General features: G+C 66.2%; 13 protein-coding genes. 4 read left to right on the top strand and 9 right to left on the bottom strand.

What is annotated here, in order from left to right:
• Positions 1–264: 264 nt before the first annotated feature.
• Positions 265–3,012, bottom strand: a complete 2,748-nt coding sequence (locus NV401_RS05320; protein ID WP_261293352.1) for a TonB-dependent receptor — start codon at positions 3,010–3,012, stop codon at positions 265–267.
• Positions 3,013–3,311: 299 nt separating this feature from the next.
• On the opposite strand from NV401_RS05320, the gene NV401_RS05315 reads away from it, so the two are divergent.
• Together NV401_RS05315 and NV401_RS05310 are read left to right on the top strand one after the other, a co-directional pair.
• Entirely contained in the window at positions 3,312–4,604 is a 1,293-nt protein-coding gene (locus tag NV401_RS05315) for an Hsp70 family protein (RefSeq protein WP_261293351.1), read from the top strand.
• A gap of 52 nt (positions 4,605–4,656) precedes the next feature.
• The gene (locus NV401_RS05310; protein ID WP_261293350.1) at positions 4,657–5,529 is read left to right on the top strand and encodes an ImmA/IrrE family metallo-endopeptidase; all 873 of its coding nucleotides are present in this window, start codon (positions 4,657–4,659) and stop codon (positions 5,527–5,529) included.
• A 20-nt stretch (positions 5,530–5,549) separates the two neighbouring features.
• Here the strand turns inward: NV401_RS05310 and NV401_RS05305 are convergent, their stop codons facing one another.
• The 6 genes from NV401_RS05305 to NV401_RS05280 form a co-directional block, all read right to left on the bottom strand.
• Positions 5,550–7,997 carry a TonB-dependent receptor gene (locus NV401_RS05305; protein ID WP_261293349.1) on the bottom strand — a complete coding sequence of 816 codons (2,448 nt, stop codon included), beginning with the start codon at positions 7,995–7,997 and terminating at the stop codon, positions 5,550–5,552.
• A gap of 159 nt (positions 7,998–8,156) precedes the next feature.
• Complete coding sequence (locus tag NV401_RS05300; protein ID WP_261293348.1) at positions 8,157–9,737, bottom strand: alkaline phosphatase D family protein; 1,581 nt, start codon at positions 9,735–9,737, stop codon at positions 8,157–8,159.
• Positions 9,738–9,812: 75 nt separating this feature from the next.
• On the bottom strand, positions 9,813–10,940 hold the full coding sequence (locus NV401_RS05295; RefSeq protein ID WP_261293347.1) for a TonB-dependent receptor domain-containing protein: 1,128 nt from the start codon (positions 10,938–10,940) through the stop codon (positions 9,813–9,815).
• Positions 10,940–12,037 carry an endonuclease/exonuclease/phosphatase family protein gene (locus NV401_RS05290; RefSeq protein WP_261293346.1) on the bottom strand — a complete coding sequence of 366 codons (1,098 nt, stop codon included), beginning with the start codon at positions 12,035–12,037 and terminating at the stop codon, positions 10,940–10,942. The genes NV401_RS05295 and NV401_RS05290 overlap by 1 nt, the downstream gene beginning before the upstream one ends.
• Positions 12,038–12,222: 185 nt before the next feature.
• Complete coding sequence (locus NV401_RS05285; RefSeq protein ID WP_261293345.1) at positions 12,223–13,512, bottom strand: OmpP1/FadL family transporter; 1,290 nt, start codon at positions 13,510–13,512, stop codon at positions 12,223–12,225.
• A 46-nt stretch (positions 13,513–13,558) separates the two neighbouring features.
• Positions 13,559–13,975, bottom strand: coding sequence for a DUF2147 domain-containing protein (locus tag NV401_RS05280; protein WP_261293344.1), 417 nt, complete (start codon positions 13,973–13,975; stop codon positions 13,559–13,561).
• A gap of 334 nt (positions 13,976–14,309) precedes the next feature.
• Between NV401_RS05280 and NV401_RS05275 the strand changes: the two genes are divergently transcribed.
• Positions 14,310–14,753: a MerR family transcriptional regulator gene (locus NV401_RS05275; protein WP_261293343.1), complete on the top strand. Its 444-nt coding sequence runs from the start codon at positions 14,310–14,312 to the stop codon at positions 14,751–14,753.
• Positions 14,754–15,080: 327 nt separating this feature from the next.
• Positions 15,081–16,388 (top strand): sulfatase-like hydrolase/transferase, encoded by a 1,308-nt coding sequence (locus tag NV401_RS05270; protein WP_261293342.1) that lies wholly within the window; start codon positions 15,081–15,083, stop codon positions 16,386–16,388.
• Positions 16,389–16,403: 15 nt separating this feature from the next.
• Here NV401_RS05270 and nudC read toward each other — a convergent pair whose 3' ends face one another.
• Both nudC and NV401_RS05260 read right to left on the bottom strand, forming a co-directional pair.
• Complete coding sequence (nudC, locus tag NV401_RS05265) at positions 16,404–17,273, bottom strand: NAD(+) diphosphatase (RefSeq protein ID WP_261293341.1); 870 nt, start codon at positions 17,271–17,273, stop codon at positions 16,404–16,406.
• On the bottom strand, positions 17,270–18,685 hold the full coding sequence (locus NV401_RS05260; RefSeq protein ID WP_261293340.1) for a serine hydrolase domain-containing protein: 1,416 nt from the start codon (positions 18,683–18,685) through the stop codon (positions 17,270–17,272). Before NV401_RS05260 ends, nudC begins: the two co-directional genes overlap by 4 nt.
• Between the last annotated feature and the right edge of the window lies 1 nt (position 18,686).

Below are 18,686 nucleotides of genomic sequence, written 5' to 3'. Positions count from 1 at the left end.
GCGCCCGCATGATCGGCACCCGTCGCCGAGGCACGCGCCCGAGCGGCCTGCGTGCCCCTCCCGGCGCCGTGAACCAGGCATCCGTGCTCCTGCGAAAGCAGGAGCCAAGCGCCACAAGCGACCCCGCCCACCACCCTGGGCTCCTGCCTGCGCAGGAGCACACGCTTGCGGGGCGCTACCGCCCACAAACCAAGCGGGGCCGCGGCATCTGCCGCGACCCCGCAGGTCGTCCTACCTCTTGCGCCGGTTCGGCGCGAGGTCACCTCAGAAGCGGAACCGCGCGCTCAGCTGCGCAGTGCGCGCCTGCAACCGCACGCCGAGCGGCAGGAGATTATCCTGGCCGAAATAACGCCGCGCATTGTTGCCCGTCAGGTTGGTGCCTTCCAGCGACAGCGTCATGAACTTCACCGGCGTGACGTTGATCGCCGCATCTAGCCGCTCGGTTGCGCCGTTATAAGGCGAATAGGCGGGATTGTCGGTAAAGACGCCGAGTCGATAGCTCGAGCGGTAATTGTAGGCGACACGCGCGCTGAACACCGGCGTATCGTAATACAGCGCTGCATTGGCGGTGTATTTTGACGTGCCGGGTGAATCGAACGCGCCGGGGAAATCTTCCGGATAGGGATATTCGATCCGCGCCGTTGCCAGATAGCTGAAGTTCGCGCTGGCGCCGAAGTTATGCCAGAAGCCGGGCAGGAAATCGAAGAAGCTCTGCGCGCTCGCCTCGATGCCTTTGAAGGTGCCCTTACCCGCGTTGCGCAATTGCTCGACGAAGCCCGTCTGGCCCGGAAGGCCGTAGGCATCGAGCGCCTGGCCGCCGATCCGGCTGTAATAGAGATAGCCGTCGGCACTCTTGATGTAGCCCGCCAGCGAGACCTGCCCTGCACGCCCGAAATAATATTCGAGCGACGCATCCCAGTTGGCGCCCTTCTGCGCCTTGAGGTTTGGGTTGCCCGCGAACACGATTACCGGGTTCGCGCGTGTTTCCACGAAGGCGAACGGGCGGAGATCGTAGAAGCCCGGGCGCTGGACGTTTTTGGTATAGGCCACGCGCAGCTGAAGCTTTGGCGCAAAATGCACGATCGCATTGATGCTCGGCAGAATGTCGACATAGTTGCCGCGCCCAGTGGCCTCCTGGACAATATCCTGGTTGTTGGTCGATGCGTTGCCCGGCCGATAGTCGAAGCTGTTCACCGAGCCATAGGTATTGACGTAGCGCACGCCTGCCACACCGTCGATCGGGAAGCCCAGGTTGAAGCTGTAGTTAAGCTGTGCATAGGCCGCGAAATTGTTTTCGTTGGTCGTGAAGGTCTGGCCCTGGTCACTTGGCGGAAATTCGCTCGCGAAGCGTGCCGCACTGCCCGGATCGTTCTGCTGAATATAGGTGCGGATCGCACCGATATTGTCGAGCAGCGTGGCGCCCGGAATCTGATACCAAGCCGGTGTCGTCACGCCGTCGATCTGCGGCGAAACGAGCGATGCGTTGCTCCCGCCGGGGAATGCCGACAACGGCGTGCGCTGGCCGCCGATCCGCGGCAGACCGTCACGATAGCCGTAATAGCGCTCGGCATCGCGGGTCGAGAAACGGAACCCCGTCTGCAGCGAGCGCAGGAGGCTGGCCTCGCTTAGTTTCAACGTGAGATCGACTTGTGCGGCGAATTCGCTGTTGTTCGATCCGCCACGATTGTCCTGGAAGCGATCGACCACGTAATTGCCGATATTGCTCAGATCGGTGCTGCCGAAGCTGATAAACGGCGCGCCGCCGGGAACCTGGTCGGAATTGAAGTCGATGCTGGCCGAGGTCTGGTTGCGGAACCGCAGCACTTGTTCGACGAAATAATAGCCTTCGTCGCTCTTGTTATACTGGACGCTCGCGTTGATCTGCGCGCGTTCGCCGCGCCAGTGCGCCTCGAAATTGCTCGTGTAGAGATTGGAGCGAAGCGTATTGTAGATCGAATCGACCCCGGCGTTCACGCCGTTGGGATTGTTGATCGTCAGCGATTGCGCGGTGCGACCGTCCTCGCCGAGCACCAGGTTCGAGATCGTCCCGCCCTCGCGCGCGAAGATGAACAGACGGCTGGTGTCGCGCTTCTCACGCGTCCCAAGATAGCCACCCTCAAGCACGAAATCGAGTTCGTCGCTGGCGCGCCATTGCAGCACGCCGTTTATCGCCGGACGCGTGACCTCCCCGCGCTCGAGGCCGTAAAAGGCGCGATAAGGAATGATTGCGCCGCGCTGCGCCGCCGGCAGTGAGCCTAGCGCCGTGGTCGGATCGGTTGCCGAGCCGACCGCCAGATACGGCGATTCGCTCTCGATATAATTCTCGAAATATTTGGTCTTGGTCCACGATGCGTTGACCAGGATGCCCATCTCACCGATCCCGGTGTCGAACCGGTCACCGACCAGCAAGCTGGCATAGGGGCTGATCTTCTCGGAGATATCCTCGTAGACGCCCCGCACGCTGCCCGCGACCGTGAGCCCCTTCTTCAGATCCAGCGGACGGCGCAGTTCGACGTTGACCGTGCCGGCGATGCTGCCTTCGACCTGGTCGGCGGTGCGCGTCTTGTACACCTCGACCGACTTGAGCAGTTCGGCCGGAATGTCGGCGAGGTTGATCGAGCGGCCATCGCCGAGATTGGTGTTGTTGCCGTTGACCGTGGTCTGCACGCCGCCCTGGCCGCGGATCGTGACGTTCTGGCCCTGGCCGCGCTCGCGATCGATCTGCACGCCGGTGACGCGCGAGATCGCTTCGGTGACGTTGTTGTCGGGCAGCTTGCCGACATCCTCGGAAACGATGACGTCCTTGATCTGCGCGGCGTTGCGCTTGCGCTCGGCCGCCGCGGTCAGGCTGCCGCGCACGCCGACGACGACGACATCGCTCTCGTCGACGGCGGCTTCATCGCTGATCGGTGCTTCGGTCGGCACGGTCTGGGCAAACGAATGGGTTGGCGCGATGCCCACCAGCACTGCCGTCAGGCCCGTGGTCGCGCGCAGCAAAGTCCTTGTGTTCATTGTACCCCCCTTAGATGTGGTGTCGCGCTCGGCGACCATCCCGACCCAGGCCTTTTGACCTACAATATACGGTATACCGTTTTGTCACGGACATGCAATCCCCCGGAAACATGCCGTTAAGCTACTGTTTTTTATAGATAGTGTGACGTTTGGTAAGCGATGGGCGCGGTTACAAAGGGGAATTGTCCGAGCAATACCGGGCGCGCTCACGCGCGATTCGTTTGCGTATTGCCAAGTTCCGCACACAGACGACGCCAGTGTTTGCGCAACTGCGGCGCGGCGTGTAGCGGCGTCGGCCCATGTCGGACCCCACCCCCTTTTCGCTCGGCCTCGATTTCGGCACGACCAACTCGGTTGCCGCCGTCGCGCGCGGCGATGTTGCCGACCTCATCGCGCTGGAATCGCCCACCGGAACCGATGCGGTGTTCCGCTCCGCCTTGTGCTTCTGGGAAGACGAGGATGTGCGCGGGGGCATCGCCGCGGAGGCAGGCCCTTGGGCGATCGCCGAATATCTCGATTTTCCGCAGGGCAGCCGGTTCATCCAGTCGTTCAAATCGGTCGCCGCCAGCGCCGCGTTCGAGACCGCCTCGGTCTTCGAGCGGCGCTATCGCTTCGAGGAACTCGGCGCGGCGTTTCTCGACAAGATGATCGCCCGGTCGGGCGGCGCGATGCGGGGTGCGGCCACCGTCGTGGTCGGCCGCCCGGTCGAATATGCCGGGCACCGCCCCAACGAGGCGCTGGCGCGCAGCCGCTACGATGCGATGTTCGCCGCGCTCGGTGCCAAGGTCCATTACGTCTACGAGCCGCTCGGTGCCGCCTATAGCTATGCCGCGCGCATCACCGCACCGGCGACGGTGCTAGTGGCGGATTTCGGCGGCGGCACGAGCGACTTCTCGATCGTCCGCATCGCCGCGCCGGGCGCGGCGCAGCGCTGCGTGCCGCTGGCGCATGCCGGCGTCGGCATTGCCGGCGATCGTTTCGACTATCGCCTGGTCGACCATCTCGTCCTGCCGCTGCTCGGCAAGGGCGGCTCGTATCGTTCGTTCGACAAGGTGCTGGATATTCCCGGCGGCCATTTCGCCGAATTCGCCGATTGGTCGCGGCTCGCGCTGATGCGCAACCGCCGCACGCTCGCCGAACTGGAAAAGCTGCGCCACAACGCGCTCGATCCCGCGGCGATCGGCCGGATGATCGCGGTGATCGAGCAGGAACTGGGCTATACGTTGTACGATGCGGTCGGCCGGGTGAAACGCGACCTGTCCACCGCCGAGACCGCGCATTTCCACTTCAGCGGCGCCGACCTGACCGTGGAGGCGGAGGTCACGCGCGCCGATTTCGAGCGCTGGATCGCGCCCGATATCGTGCGGATCGGGGCGGCGATCGATCGCGCGCTGGTCTCGGCCGGCGTCGAGGCGGCGGCGATCGACCGCGTGTTCCTGACCGGCGGCTCCTCGCTGATGCCGCGCATCCGCCGCCTGTTCGTCGATCGGTTCGGCGAGCAACGGCTGGCGACCGGCGGGGAGCTCACCTCGATCGCGCACGGCCTGGCGCTGATCGGCCAACAGGAAGACGTCGCCGCCTGGGCGGCCTGAACCGCCGTTCTCCGGCGTCGCGCGGGCGATCGTTTTGCGATAGGCGGGCGCGATGCAGAACGATGCCCTATCGACCGAACTGGCGGCCTGCACCTCGCCCGAAACGCTGCTCGCGACGATCTTCAAGTACCATCCGGACCTGCAGGCGCCCGTGCCGGTGGAGCCGCTCGCGCTTGAGCTCGGCATCGTCGCGCTGCGCGATCTGGATCGCGACGCAGCTTCCGGCGCCCCGATCGCGGCGCTCGACAAGCCCGGCGGCATCATCCGCACCGCGCCGGGCCTGCCGCCGCAGCGCCGGCGCTTCGCCATCGCGCACGCGCTCGGTCATCACCTCCTCGCCGCGCATACTGGTGCGCGCGACTGCACCATGCGCGACCTGGCCGAGAACCGCCGCGACACCGCCCACCGCAAGGAGGAAATGCAGGCCAACCGCTTCGCCGCCGGCCTGCTGATGCCCAAGCCGCTGTTCGCGGCGTTCGTCGCCGGGCTGGGCAAGCCCGCCGTCGCGCATCTGCCGGTGATCGCCACGGCCTATGACGTTACGCTCGACGCTGCCGCTAGCCGCTATGCCGATCTAACCCAGGCGATGTGCGCGCTGGTGTTTATCAAGGACGGCATGGTGCGGCTGGTACGGCCATCGCGCTCCTTTCCGCCGCTCGCGATCACGCGCGGCGATCCCGCGCCGCCGACGCCGCCGTCGGGCACCAAGAGCAAAGCGTCGTGGGTGCCGGCCGAAACACGCGATTGGCTGGTGACGACGCGCGACAAGCGGCCGCCCAAGCTGTCGTTGCAGACGCTTGCCCTGGCGGGCGGCGGCGCACTCATCATGCTGTTCGTCAATGCCGCGGCCGAGCGACGCGCCGACGAGGAAGCGGAAAAGTTCGCCACCGAGCGGCCGAAATTCGGCGATGGCCGGCGTGGATAGCCGGCCATCGCCAGGCGCGGTTAGAAGCGCACCCGGTCAGTGACGCCGTAGGTGCGCGGCGTGCCGGCATAGCCGGTGACGATGCCGGTCGCCTTGGTCAGGCCGAGCAGGTTGGAATAATAGGCCTTGTCGAACAGGTTCTCGACCCACAGCTGCAGATCGAGTTTGTCGTCCTGCAGCAGCGTGCCGACGCGCACGCTGGCCAGCGCATAGCCCTTGATCTCGGCCGCGGGATCGAGCGTGATCGTGGTGTTCTGCTTCGAACGCCAGTTGACGTCGACCAGGCCGTAGACCTTCACGTCGTCGGTGACGGCGGTGGTATAGTCGGCCGTGAAATCGGCGGTCCATTTCGGTGCCCAGGCGACCTGCCGGCCGGTGAGATTGCAGGTCGGCGTGGTGAACTGGGTCTGCGCGGGGCAGACCGAGTTGGGGAAGGACGAATAGACCGCCTTGTTATAGGCGACGAAGCCCTTGGTATGGAAACCGTCGAACAGCCAGGTCTGCGCCTCGAGCTCGACGCCCTTCGAGGTCAGCGAGCCGACATTGGCGAGGAAGCGGATCGCGTTGCTGCCCTGGCCAACTGCCTGGTTGGCCTGATAGTTCTTCACCTTGGTGTGGAACGCGGTGAGATTGATCAGCAGCTTGCGATCGAAGAATTCGCTCTTGAAACCGGCCTCGAAATTGTCCGCGGTCTCGCCCTTTACAGTCTGCTGCGCGCCGAGCCCGATCGCCGAGGCGACGCCGGTATCGGGGTTCGAACTGTTATACGGCAGCAGGTTGAAGCCGGCGGATTTGTTGCCACGGGCATATTTGCCATAGACGAACACGTCCGGCGTGACCTTGTAGCTGGCGCCGATTTCGCCCGACAGCGACTTGTCCTTCAGGCTGGTATCGACATGGCCAAGCTGCGCATTGGCGCCGCTCGGCGACAGCGCGTTGAGCTGCGCGGTGGTGAGGTTGCCGGGGTTCGAGGCCACCACGCCATCATACAATTGCGAGCGACGCTCCCAGGTCTGGCGCAGGCCGATATCGATCGCCAGGCGGCGCGCCGCATCCGGATGCCAGGTGACGTTGCCGAACAGCGCATCGGTATCGGTATGGAAGATCGCCTGGCTGCGGAAGCCGGCGCCGGTCAGCTTGTCGGCATAGGCCCCCTGCGCCCAGGTCTTGCCAGCGATCGGCGTGAACACGGTCGCCGAAGGGTTGGCCGCCCAGATATGATATTGCGTGCCGAAGCGGATGCGGGAATCGACCTGCAACCGCTGACGGCTGAGAAAGCCGCCGATCGTCGCCTCGATCGGCTGGTCCTTCGGGCTGGACCAGCGCAATTCCTGGCTGAACTGCCGTTCCTTGTTGCACGAACCGTAATCGTTGACCGCGTCGAGCTGCGTGAAATCATTGTCGTTGTTGGTGAAGCACGACCATTTTTCATAGGCCGTGATCGAGGTCAGGTCGCCGAGCCCGCCGAGCGCATAATTGACCTCCGCGCTCGCCGAATCGAGCTTGGTCTTGGCGTCGAGCCGGCTATCGATATTGACGTTGCGATCTTCCTTGGTGGTCGTCAGCAGCGTGTAGCCGGCGGTTTTCATGCGCGCCTGCAACGCCGCCGGGTTGTAGATCGACAGGATCAGCGGCGAGATCGTCGGGAAGCTCTGGCGGCCATGCGTGCCGATCAGGCGGATCGTCAGATCCTCGGTCGGCGTGGCGAGCAATTGCGCGCGCACGCCCCAGCCCTGGCGGCCGTTCTGAAAGTTGCCGTTATACAGATTCTTGTAGTTGCCGTCGCGGTCGCTGTAGAAAGCCGACACGCGCAGCGCGAGCTTGTCCTTGATCAGCGGGCCAGTGACGCTGCCCTTGAATTCCTTGAAATCGTAATTGCCGTAGGTCGCCTCGCCGCTGGCGCCGAACGTCATGCTGGGCTTCAGCGTGTTGATGATCACCGCGCCCGCCGTGGTGTTCTTGCCGAACAGCGTGCCCTGCGGGCCGCGCAGCAATTCGACATCGGCGATATCGTTGAAGTCGCTCGACACCATGCCCTGGCGGCCGGTGTAGACTCCATCGACGAAGATGCCGACCGAGCCGTCGATCCCGTCGGTGTTGAAGCCGTTATTGCCGATCCCGCGAATGCCCAGATTCAGCTGCTTGGGGTTGGTCAGATAGACCGAGAAGGACGGGAACTTGTACTGGAAGTTGGTGAAGTTGACGAGGTTCTGCCGCGTCAGCTCGGTCGCGGTGATGACGGTGACGGGGATCGGCACCTGCTGCACGTTTTCGGCGCGCTTGCGCGCGACGACGGTGATTTCCTGCCCGTCCGGCGCGGCGGAATCGTCCGCCACCGCCGGTTCCGCGGCAGCGCGCGGCGCCTCGTCCGCAGCCTGCGCCGCCGTTGCGATCGACAACAGGCTGGTCGTCAACAGAAGCAGCGTGCCGCCACGCGCCAGCGACCGTCGAACCGAAAATGCACGCATGAAATTCCCCCTGAAAAACGCGCGTCGATACGCCCCCCATCCCGCACGGATGGTGGTGAAGAACGACATCGTTCCAGGAGCGTATCGACGATGGCTATCGTCGGGAGCCGGGTAGGTGCAGCTCGTGTAGTTATTGTGACAAAATGTTGCCGAATACGATTAAGTTGGCAGCCCGGGTCGATTGGGCTCGAGCGGGAAGTGCGCGATGTCGGCGATCGCGGAGCCGAGCAGGCGCGAATCCGCCAGGCCGCGAAACGTCACCGCGCCGCCGGCAGGCGTCAGATCGAGCCGGCCATAGCCGCGCTGCGCATCCTCCGCGAAGCCCAGGCCATTGGCGGCGGCGAGTTGCTTGAAGCCCTTGTCGGCCAGCAGCGAAGTGATCGACCCGCCGACGAATTCCGCGGCGATCGGCGCGCCATCGGGCCTGGCCGGATCGCGGATGTCGGCGGCGGCGAACGCGTGGATATCACCGCCCAGCGCGAGCGGATTGCGGGTGCGCGCTTCCGCCCAGCGCCGGAAGATGCGGTCGCGCGCGGCGGGGAAGCCGGACCAGGTATCGGCGCCATATTGCTTGCCGCGCTCTGGATGCGCGGCATCGATGCGCGCCTGCTGGTGCATCAGCGTCTGCTGCGCGAGCACGTTCCACTGCGCCGCGCTGTCGCCGAGCCGCGCCATCAGCCACTGTTCCTGCGCGCGGCCCAGCATCGTCCGCTGGGGATCGCCCAATTCGGGGCACGCATCGATCAGGCTGCGATATCGCTGGTGGCTGGCGGCGAGACCGTCCGGCTGGCATGCGGGCAGTCCGCGATATTGGCGGTCGTCGAGGATTTGGAACTGCGCCAGGCTGCCCCAGTCGAGCGTGCGGTAGATGCGCCGTTCTTCGCCCCAGGCGCGCGTCGCGGCGCGCAGCGGCAGATGCTCGTAATAGGCCTGGTAGGCAGCGGCGCGGCGCAGCAGGAACCGGACCGGATCACCGTTATTCTCGTCGCGCGCAGCGCCATAATCGTTAGCGACTTCGTGATCGTCCCAGGTCAGCGCCCAGGGTGCGGCGTGGTGCGCGGCCTGCAGCAGCGGATCGCTTTTGTAGGTCGCATACCGCACGCGGTAGCCGGCCAGGTCGAGCGGCTCGGGGTTCTGGTGCAGCCGCACGGCGTTCCTGGCGCTCGGCGCGCCTTCGTAGATATAGTCGCCGAGGAACAGGATCAGGTCCGGATCCTCCGCGATCATGTGGCGGTACGCGGCATACTGCCCCGCCTCGTATTTCTGGCACGATCCGAAACACACACGCAGCCGATCGACCGGCGCGCCCGGCTCGGGCGCGGTGCGCGTGCGGCCGACCGGGCTGGTCTCGCCGCCGGCAATGAAGCGGTAGAAATAGCGCCGCGCCGGGCGCAGCCCGGCCGCATCGATATGCACGGCATGGCCCCGCGCCGGCTGCGCCAGCACGACGCCGGCACGCACGATCCGCGCGAAGCGCGCGTCCTCCGCCACTTCCCAGCGCACCTCGATCGCCACCGGCGGCATCCCACCGTCGCCGGCCAGCGGCACCGGCGCGAGCCGGGTCCACAAGACCACCCGGTCGGCCATCGGATCGCCCGATGCGACGCCCAGGGAGAACAGACCCGGCGGCAGCCGGGTCGCCCCCCGCGCACCGATCGACAGGATCGCCGCGGCGGCAGCGGCGCCGGTCAGCAGCGTGCGTCGGGTCGGATGAAGATCGGCGCGGTACGACATGGTCATCAAGGCCCTCGGGGTTTGGGCCGCCATCGGCGCCGGACGTTACCGGTCGATGACACATGCATGGCCGGTGCCGGTCTACCAGGCCATCGTCGCCCCGACCATCACGGCGCGCGCGCGATCCGCGGCGCGCACTGCCCCGGTATCTTCCATCAGCCGCACGCTGGCCAGCCGGCTGGGATCCGTGAGCCGCGCCGACAGGCGCAGCGGGCGGCCCGCGACCGGCGCCACATCATATTCGACTCCCGCCTCGATGCGTGCGGCGGGCGCGCTCGCCCACGCGCCCGAGGACAGGGCGACCGCGCGCCGTGCGGCGACCGTGGCGCGCCAGGCACCGTCGCGCCACGCACCGCCGATCACCAGCTCGTCCTCGCGCAGCGCGCCCGCTACCAGGCTATGGCCACGGGCGCGGCGATAGCGCGCCGACCAGGCCAGACGCGGCGTCAGCTGGTGCTCGATCGCGCCGCTCATGCCGGAAAGCGCCACCGCGCCGCTATTCACGGGCATGTACGATCGGCCGGCAAAACCCAGCGCATCGCGCGCATCGACATGGAAGCCGCCGAACGACAGGTTCACATCGTGCACTGTCCATTGCCCGTCGAGCCGCACCTGACGCGATTGCTCCGGCCGCAGCGTGGCGCGCAGCGTATCGAAACCGGCGCGCGTGAGGCCCATCGCGCCGACCGAGCCCGCGCCTTCGAACGCGCGCAACGTTTCGCGGTAGCCGAGCGACAGCGTCAGGTCCGCGCCGGCGCGATAGGCCAGGCTCGCCTGCGGCAGGAACCAGTCATGCGCCGCCAGCCGGTCGGCGCCGGCCATCGTGGCATTGGCATTGCGATTGCTGACCTTGTAGCCACGCCAGCCGATCCCGGCGGTCAGCCCGTCGGCGATCGCGAAACGGTCCTCGACGCGCATCGCGGTCACCCGGCTGCGCGCCCGCACGTCATAGGACAGCGTGCCGGTCTCGCCCCGCGCCGACCAGGATGGCGTTGCGCCCATGCGCGTGGTGCGGCGCTGCAGCGCGATCGCCAGATCGTGATCACGGTCGCGCACGCCGCGGGGCGCCTCACCCAGTGCCGTCGCGCGGTAGCGAAAGGCATCGTCGGTGCGGGCCGGCGCGACGGCAGCGCCGATGGTCTGCGCATCGGCGGCACCCATGCCGGCCGCCAGCGCCGCGCACGCCGCGGCCGATCGCAGCGCCTGCATCAGTGCATCCCCCCGCCCGGCAGGGCGCGATCGTTCATCGCCAGCGCAACGGGGCTCGGCGCTGCATAATCGACGACATAACCGACATGATCGGACAGCGGCGCGCCCGTGCGTTCCGTTCCGAACGGTACCTGGACCTGCGTCACCGCCATTGCCGTGCCGCCGGGCGTGCGCGCAAACACCCAATCCTTGCGTCGCCGGCTGGAGCGCAGCAGGTCGCGGTGCACGCGCGGATCGCTGATCGTCGTTTGGTCGAGCGCGCGTTGCGCGCCGCCCAGCGCCGGTGCGACGAAGCGCAGGGCACGCGCGTCGAACGCCGCGAAGAAGCTGCGGCTGCGGGCGGCATCCGATCCGATATTCATGTCGCCGCCGATCAGCAGCGCCTGATCGGGCGCGACATGCGCCGCCACGAAGCCCGCGAACAGCGCGACCTGCCGCGCATAGGCGCGTTGCGAGCGGGCGATCGGCACGCCCGCCGCCTTGCGCGCATTGAGATGCGTGTTGACCACCGCCACCGGCGCGGCCTGGCCCGGCACGCGCAGATGCGCGATCACCACGCCCTTGTTGGCGAGGCAATCGAACCCGGCGCAGGCGAAATCGGGGAAGGCCATCCGGTCGACGCGCGCGATCGGATAATCGGACAGGATGATCAGCCCGCTGCCGAGCTGCTTGCCCCATTGCTCGCCGCGATCCCAGCGCGCATCCTGCAGATAGCGACGATCGCCATGCGACGGCCGGATCGGCGAGCGCAGCGCGGCATCGGGGCCGAACGCGGCATGGGCATAGCCGGCGGTTTGCGCGATCGCCGCCGCCGCGGGCGTGAACGCTTCCTGCAGCACGACGATATGGGGTTGGCGCCGCACCCGGCGCAGCGCCGCCAGCCGCGCGGCGATCTGCGCCAGCGCCTGCGGCCGGCCACTCGCGACCGGCCAGGGCAGGCCCGCGACATTGTACGTCATCAGCGACAGCGACGCGGCGCTGGTGCCGGCGGCGCCGCTCGGCAGATCGACGGAAAGCGCGGCGGTGTTGCTGGTCGATCCGCTCGTCGCGAGCAGCATGGACCCGGCGGCAATGATCGCGCGTACTGCTGTGCTCATGATCACGGCCCCCCGGGTGATCGAGCCGATAGCAGTGCAATGAGTCGGCGCGGTTGCGCGGCGCGGACATATTGATGAAGCTTAGGTGGCACCACCGTCATCGAACCGACACGGTATCGTCACGCCGGCGGCGGTGCGGCCAGGCCGGGTGGTCGGGGGCGAAGCATTGCTCCGCCCCCGGATCGTCAGAAGTTTACGCGACCGCCCAGCGACAGCACGATGGCGTGCGCATTCTCGAGCCGCCCGCTGGTCAGGATCGTCGACTGCGCGGCGATCGTCGCGCGATCGATCGTCGATTCGGCGAAATCGACATAATTGGCGCCCGCATCGATGCCGATATTCTTGCTCAGCTGATAGCTGCCGCCGACCGCATAGACCCAGCGATTGGCATCCGGCACGCGCGCATCACGCAGGCCGTCCTGGGTCGGCGTCACGGCGCGCTTCACGCCGGCACGGAAGGTCGCCTTCGGGCTCACCGCATAATCGAAGCCGCCGGCCAGGCTCCAGCTGTCGCGGTAGTTTTCCGGGATCTGCAGGTTGACCGGTGCGCCGAGGTCGATCGTGTCGAACTTGCCCCAGCTATACGCCACGACCTGCGCATTGAGCGTCAGCGCGCGCGTTGCGCGGAACCGCCCGGCAACGATCACCTGACCCGGCGTGTTGAACTGCGCCTTCACGCCCGAGAGCGATTCGTTGCCCACCGCCAGCGGCCCGACCAGGCCGGTGACGTTGAGATCGCCCTTCAGCGTGTGCTGGATGCTCGACTTGTAGCTGATGCCCACCGTGGCGAAATCATTGTGCAGCTGCACGCCCGCGGTCCAGCCGAAATCCCAGCCGTTGCCCTTCAGTTCCTGCCGGCCATCGGCCTGCGAGGCGAGGATGTTGGGCAGCGCGTTGCTCAGCGTCGCATCGGTATATTCGACGTTGAGCGCGCCGCCGACGCGCAGCCAATCGGTCACCACCACGCCGATCGACGGCTGGATGTCGATCGTGATCAGCTTGGTCTTGTCCGCGCTGTAGCGCGTCCAGCTGTCGGCATCGTAATCGGTGGTGAAGCTGAACGGCGAAGTCACCGCCATGCCGACCGCGACGCGGTCGCCGAGCCGGAATGCGAACGCGCCGGACGGCACCACGCCGTTGTTGATCGGGTTGCGCGCGCGGCGGTTGCCGGTGATCGGCACGAACGTCTGGCCCGGGCGGCGGATCAGCGTGCCGGTGTCGATCACGTCGCCCTTGGGCAGCACTGCCGAGGCGGCGATCGTCGCTTCACTCTGCTCGATGCCGGCGATCGACGCCGGATTCCACCACAGCGAGTCAGGCCCGGTATCGGCGCCCTCGCCGGAAAAGGCGCGCCCCGCGCCGCGCGCCGACTGCTCCTCGAGATAGAAGGCGTTGGCGTGCGCCGTGCCCTGCAGGCCGAAAGCGGAGACAAGCGTAGCGGTGGCCAGCAACGGGGCCTTGGTACGAAACGACATTTGGGTAACTTCCTAGGTGGGGAGGGTCAGGTAAAAAGGGGGCGCCTCAGCGCACGCGCGTCCAGGTCTGCGTCTTGCACAGCGGGAAGAACACGCAGCCGCGCAGCTTGAGCTGGGTCGCGCCGACAGGGGTGATCTTGCCGCTATAGGTCTTGCCGTCCTCGGCATTGTAGACCTGGCCGGCGCTCCACACGCCGGCGCCGTCATGCTTGAAGCCGCTCAGCATCTGCATGCCCTGGATCGGGCGGCTGCGCAGCGTGGGCACGGCATTCTTGCTGTCCTTCATCGCCGGGTTCGCACGCAATGCATCCGAGGTGACGATGCGACCGCAGATCGAGGCGCCGCAGCGGCTGATCTCGACGATGGCATTATGGGTTTCGGTGCGCCAGCGGCCGAGCACGGTATCGGCGGTGGCGGGCGTGGCGGCGGCGGCCAGCAGGGCGGCGACAATCATCAGGGACATATTTTCCTCTCCCGCCCGACCAACGGGCATTAGGCCATCGCATATCGCGCCAACGCCGTATGATACGGTCTTGCTAACGCGCCCCGAACCAGCTCATCGCGCGGGTCGGTTGACGTATACGGCATCGGGTGTGTCCCGTAGAAACATCGCCCGGCAAGTCAAGCGCGATGCCGCGCCCGCGACACGATTGTACGACAATAAGGCGCTTCCCCACCGCCCCGAAATACGCGACACTTCACCCGAAAACGATGCGCGGCCGCCGATCCACAACGGAAATCGGCCGACGGATCTGCCAGGGCAATGGCAGGCAACCGCATCGCGCGAAGGGGGACGGATGACCGAGCAAGAGGATCTGACAGGTATCAACGATGTCGCGCGGATGCTGGACATCACGCCGCGCACGTTGCGCTTCTACGAGGACAAGGGGCTGATCACGCCATGTCGCGTCGGCGCGATCCGCGTCTACACCAAGAAGCAGATCGCGCGCATGCAGCTGATCCTGCGCGGCAAGCGGCTGGGCTTTTCGCTCCGCGACATCGAACAGTTCCTCGACCTCTACGACGCCGATCCGCAGCATGTCGAACAGATGCGCGCTTTGGCCGAACGCTGCCGCCAGCGCATCGACCTGCTCGATCGCCAGCGCGAAGCGATCGCCGAGACGCTGGCGGAACTGGAGACGATCGAATGCCAGGCGCTGGCGCGAATCCCGGCATCACGACGGAAACCAGCGCGGACGCGAGACGGCGCCGTGCCGCAGACCAGCGCCAGGCCGGCATGAGGTCGACGCTTTCCTGGCGATGACGGCCCGAACAGAACAGCAGGCTTACCATGAACGTGCCAACGCCCGGGCCGGACCCTATCCCAGCGCAACAAAAAATGTTCAAAGATCAGATGTGATATACTTACTTGATAAATTTCATTGACTTATGTTCTTTGGTTTTAATGGCCACTTTTACTTATGATTAAATACGTTTGACTATTTTCTGCTGCTTCTGAGAGGAAGCGGTAGAACGTGAATGGGTCCCGGCAATACCTCCTGTATCCAGGACTGACCGGCGCCCAGATTGCCGCCCGCGCTGCACCACCCGACAAAACCCTCCCCATTGTGGCAAAGCGCGAATGGGCGCGGTTGCGGGCGTGGCTGTTTCTCTGGATCCTGCTCGCGAATGCCGGGATTTCGCTGCTGTGGCTGTTCGGCAGCCCGCCGCGCTCGGCCGTCATCCTGGTGACCAGCGCCATCGGCTTGCTCGTCCGGGGCTGGCCTGCGCTGATCAAGCGCATGGGCTTCATCGCCGCACTGCTGGCATCCGTGATCGTGTTCGTGGCTCAGCTCTTCAGCCTCACCCCGGCCACGATCCTGTCATCGCTCGACGTGCTGCCGGAAATGCGTCCTACGGCAGCGCCGGAATATCTGGTCGCCGCTGCCGGGCTGATCGCGATCATGGTCCTCGGCTGGTGGAGCGCCCGGCGCGACATGGCGTTTGAAACCGGCACGTCGTTATCGATCGCGCTGGGCCTGACCCTGGCATGGTCGGTGACCGATGCGATGGTCACGATCAGCGACAAAGGCAGCTATCAACGCGACGCACGCGATGCGGTTTTCCAGTCGGCGGTGCAATCGAGCGGCTTTGCCCGCCATGATGGCGACCGCCGCAACCTGGTGCTGATCGACGTGGAGGCGATGGGCTTGCCGCGCGATCCCACCCTGCTCCGCACGCTGTTCAAGCACCTGACCAGCGGCGCGATGCGACAGCGCTACGAGGTTCGGCAGGGGGCGACCCGCTTCTACGGCTCGACCGTGACGTCGGAGGTGCGCGAACTGTGCGGGCGCTGGGGCGGATATGACGAGCTTCTTGTCCATGCCGATCCGACCTGCCTGCCGATGGCGTTGCGCAGAGACGGCTATGAAACCACCGCCATGCACGGGTTCACGCCGCAATTCTACGACCGCGCCCGTTGGTATCCCAATGCCGGGCTGGACCGCCTGCTGTTCCGCCGCGAACTGATGGCGCTTGGTGCGGGAAAGTGCCCCGGACTGTTTCCCGGCGCGTGCGATCGGGATATCCCGACGATTATCGCACGCCAGTTGAAGGGCGCACACCGCCCCCAGTTCATCCACTGGGTGACGCTGAATTCCCACTTTCCGGTGCCGAGCATTGCCGCCCTCCACACCGACCGCTGCGAGCGGTTCGATCCTGATCTGGCCGAACAGGGGCCGATGGCCTGCCGCATGGTCCAGATCTGGAGCGACATCTTCGCCCGGCTGGCGACCGAAATGACGGCAGTGGATTTCCCCTCCACCGACGTGCTGATCGTCGGCGACCACCGCCCGCCCTTTTACGACCGCCGACAGCGGGCGATGTTTTCGGCCGATCAGGTCCCCTGGATCATGTTGCGTCACCGCGGCCGTTGATTCGCTGACGCCGCCCTAGCCTTTCGCCCATTCCATCAGCAGCGTATGGGCGATCGCATAAGGCGGCGGTGCGAGGAACGGCCCGGGCTCGCCTGCCAGCACTGCGCGGACCGTGTCGCGCGGGACCCAGATCGCGTCTTCCAGCTCGTTGGTGTCGAGCGTGATCGCATCGTCCGCCGCGGTCGCGACGCAGGCCATCATCAGCGACGAGGGAAATGGCCAGGGTTGGCTGGCGACATAGCGTACGTCGTTCACGTGCACGCCGGCCTCCTCGTGGATCTCGCGCGCCACCGCCTCCTCGATCGATTCGCCGGGCTCCAGGAAGCCGGCCAGCGCGGAATAGCGGCCTGCCGGCCAGTTCTTGCCGCGGCCGAGCAGCGCGCGGCCATCATGTTCGGCGATCATGATCACCACCGGATCGACCCGCGGAAAGTGTTCCGCGGCGCAATTCGGGCATTGCCGGGCCCATCCGGCACGAATGACGGCAGTGGCCGTCCCGCAATTGGCGCAGAAGCCGTGCCGCGCATGCCAATCGATCAGGCTCCGCGCCGCGGCATAGATCGCCGCCTCGCCCGGCGCGAGGCTAGCGAGCATGGTCATCAGCGCAGGGCTGCGCATCGCCGGCGCAGTGCTCGGCCTGAACCCCGGCAGATAGGCGGCGAAATGCGGCCGCCCCTCGTCCAGCCCGAGCAGGATCAGTTGCGCATCGTCGGGCAGGTCGGCCAGCGTAGTCCATGCCAGCCGCCCGTCGTCGCTCACCTCCGGCAGCAATCCGTCGAGCTTGAGCAGCCGTGCGCGCCAGTCGCCCGCCGCCGCTGCGAACGCCTCCGGATCGTGCCGCAGGCCGTCGGCGCGGTCGAGCGTGTTGCCGGTGAAGCCGATCACTTCTGGTAGCGCGCCATGTCGCCGATCAGGGCAGGCAGCACTTCCTGGCGCAGCGGATAGGTTTCGCCCGGGAAGTAATTGACCATGATCGTGCCGCGCGTGCGGCGCCCGGCATCGACGAACGCCACCGTCCCGGCCGCCCCGCCCCAGCCATAGGTGCCCTTGCCCGCACCGCCGGGGAAATCCTCGAGATAGACCGATCCGCCCGCGCCGAAGCCCATCTTCGGGCCGGCCGTATTGCCGCCGGTGCTCGCGACCGTGCCGGAGAAGACCACGCCTGGCGGCAACAGGTTGGACATGGCGAGCTTGGCCGTCTCGGTCTTCATCACGCGCTTGCCGTTCAATTCGCCGTAATTCTGCAGCATGTGCAGGAACGCGTCATAATCGCGCGCCGACATGACGAGGCCTGCGCCGCCATAAGGGAAGCTCGGCGCCTTCAACCATACCGAGGTCGTCGCGGCATCGAGCGGCATGCGCGCCTTGTCGTCGATCTTCGACGTGTCGAACGCCGGATTGATCTGCGCCATGCTTGCCTTGGTGAAGGCATAGTTGGTCGAGAAGCGCGAAATCTCGCTCGACGGCACGGTCCAGTAGCTCGATGTCATGCCGAGCGGATCGAAGATGCGCTGCTGCACGAAGCCGTCGAAGCTCATGCCGCTGGCCACCTCGATCACGCGGCCCATCACGTCGAGCCCGATCGAATAGCTCCACTTGGTGCCGGGCTCGTAGGCCAAAGGCACGCTGGCGACGGTGTTGGCGAACGCCTCCAGCGTCGCCGGGCGGGTCTTGCGCGCCTCGGCCTCGAACTGGTTGTTGACCTGCGCCGGATTGATGCCGAGCCGATCATATTCCGCCTTGAGTGCGCCCTTGGTGATGATGCTGTAGCCAAGGCCCGCACTGTGCGTGAGCAGCATGCGGATCGTGATCGGCGTCTTGGCCGGATGGCTCTTGAGCGAATCGGGGCTGTCCAGCACGGTCATGTTCTTGAACGCCGGGATGAACTTGCTCACCGGATCGTCGAGCTTGATCTTGCCGTCCTCGACCAGCAGCATCGCCGCGATGCCGGTGATCGGCTTGGTCATCGAATAGACGCGCCACAGACTGTCCGGCCCGGCCTTGGCGCCAGTCGCGTCGTCGTTAATCTTTCCGGCGGCGAGGAAGGTCGTCGGCATGTCGGCGACGCCGAACGCGCCGACGATGCCAGGCATCTTATTGTCGCGCACATAGCCCTCGAACATCGCCTGCGTGGTCGGCAGCAGTGCGGGGACGGCGCTGATCGGAGCGCGAGCCGATGCAACGGCGGCTTGCGCCGCCGGGTGCGGCGCCTGCGGTGCAGCCTGCTGCGCCACGCCCGCGCTGGCCAGCAAGGTGGCCAGTGCACCGGCCGATACCAAAAGCTTGAAGGACTTCATG

The organism is Sphingomonas hylomeconis, from assembly GCF_025370105.1.
Classification (GTDB): Bacteria; Pseudomonadota; Alphaproteobacteria; order Sphingomonadales; family Sphingomonadaceae; genus Sphingomonas; species Sphingomonas hylomeconis.
Note: the sequence above shows the minus strand (reverse complement) of the source record. Positions and strands in the feature narration are given on the sequence as shown.

Bases quoted from the DNA above. Each gene is read 5' to 3' on its own strand.
- NV401_RS05320 (WP_261293352.1), bottom strand. From the start codon at position 3,012: ATGAACACAAGGACTTTGCTGCGCGCGACCACGGGCCTGACGGCAGTG.
- NV401_RS05315 (WP_261293351.1), top strand. From the start codon at position 3,312: ATGTCGGACCCCACCCCCTTTTCGCTCGGCCTCGATTTCGGCACGACC.
- NV401_RS05310 (WP_261293350.1), top strand. From the start codon at position 4,657: ATGCAGAACGATGCCCTATCGACCGAACTGGCGGCCTGCACCTCGCCC.
- NV401_RS05305 (WP_261293349.1), bottom strand. From the start codon at position 7,997: ATGCGTGCATTTTCGGTTCGACGGTCGCTGGCGCGTGGCGGCACGCTG.
- NV401_RS05300 (WP_261293348.1), bottom strand. From the start codon at position 9,737: ATGACCATGTCGTACCGCGCCGATCTTCATCCGACCCGACGCACGCTG.
- NV401_RS05295 (WP_261293347.1), bottom strand. From the start codon at position 10,940: ATGCAGGCGCTGCGATCGGCCGCGGCGTGCGCGGCGCTGGCGGCCGGC.
- NV401_RS05290 (WP_261293346.1), bottom strand. From the start codon at position 12,037: ATGAGCACAGCAGTACGCGCGATCATTGCCGCCGGGTCCATGCTGCTC.
- NV401_RS05285 (WP_261293345.1), bottom strand. From the start codon at position 13,512: ATGTCGTTTCGTACCAAGGCCCCGTTGCTGGCCACCGCTACGCTTGTC.
- NV401_RS05280 (WP_261293344.1), bottom strand. From the start codon at position 13,975: ATGTCCCTGATGATTGTCGCCGCCCTGCTGGCCGCCGCCGCCACGCCC.
- NV401_RS05275 (WP_261293343.1), top strand. From the start codon at position 14,310: ATGACCGAGCAAGAGGATCTGACAGGTATCAACGATGTCGCGCGGATG.
- NV401_RS05260 (WP_261293340.1), bottom strand. From the start codon at position 18,685: ATGAAGTCCTTCAAGCTTTTGGTATCGGCCGGTGCACTGGCCACCTTG.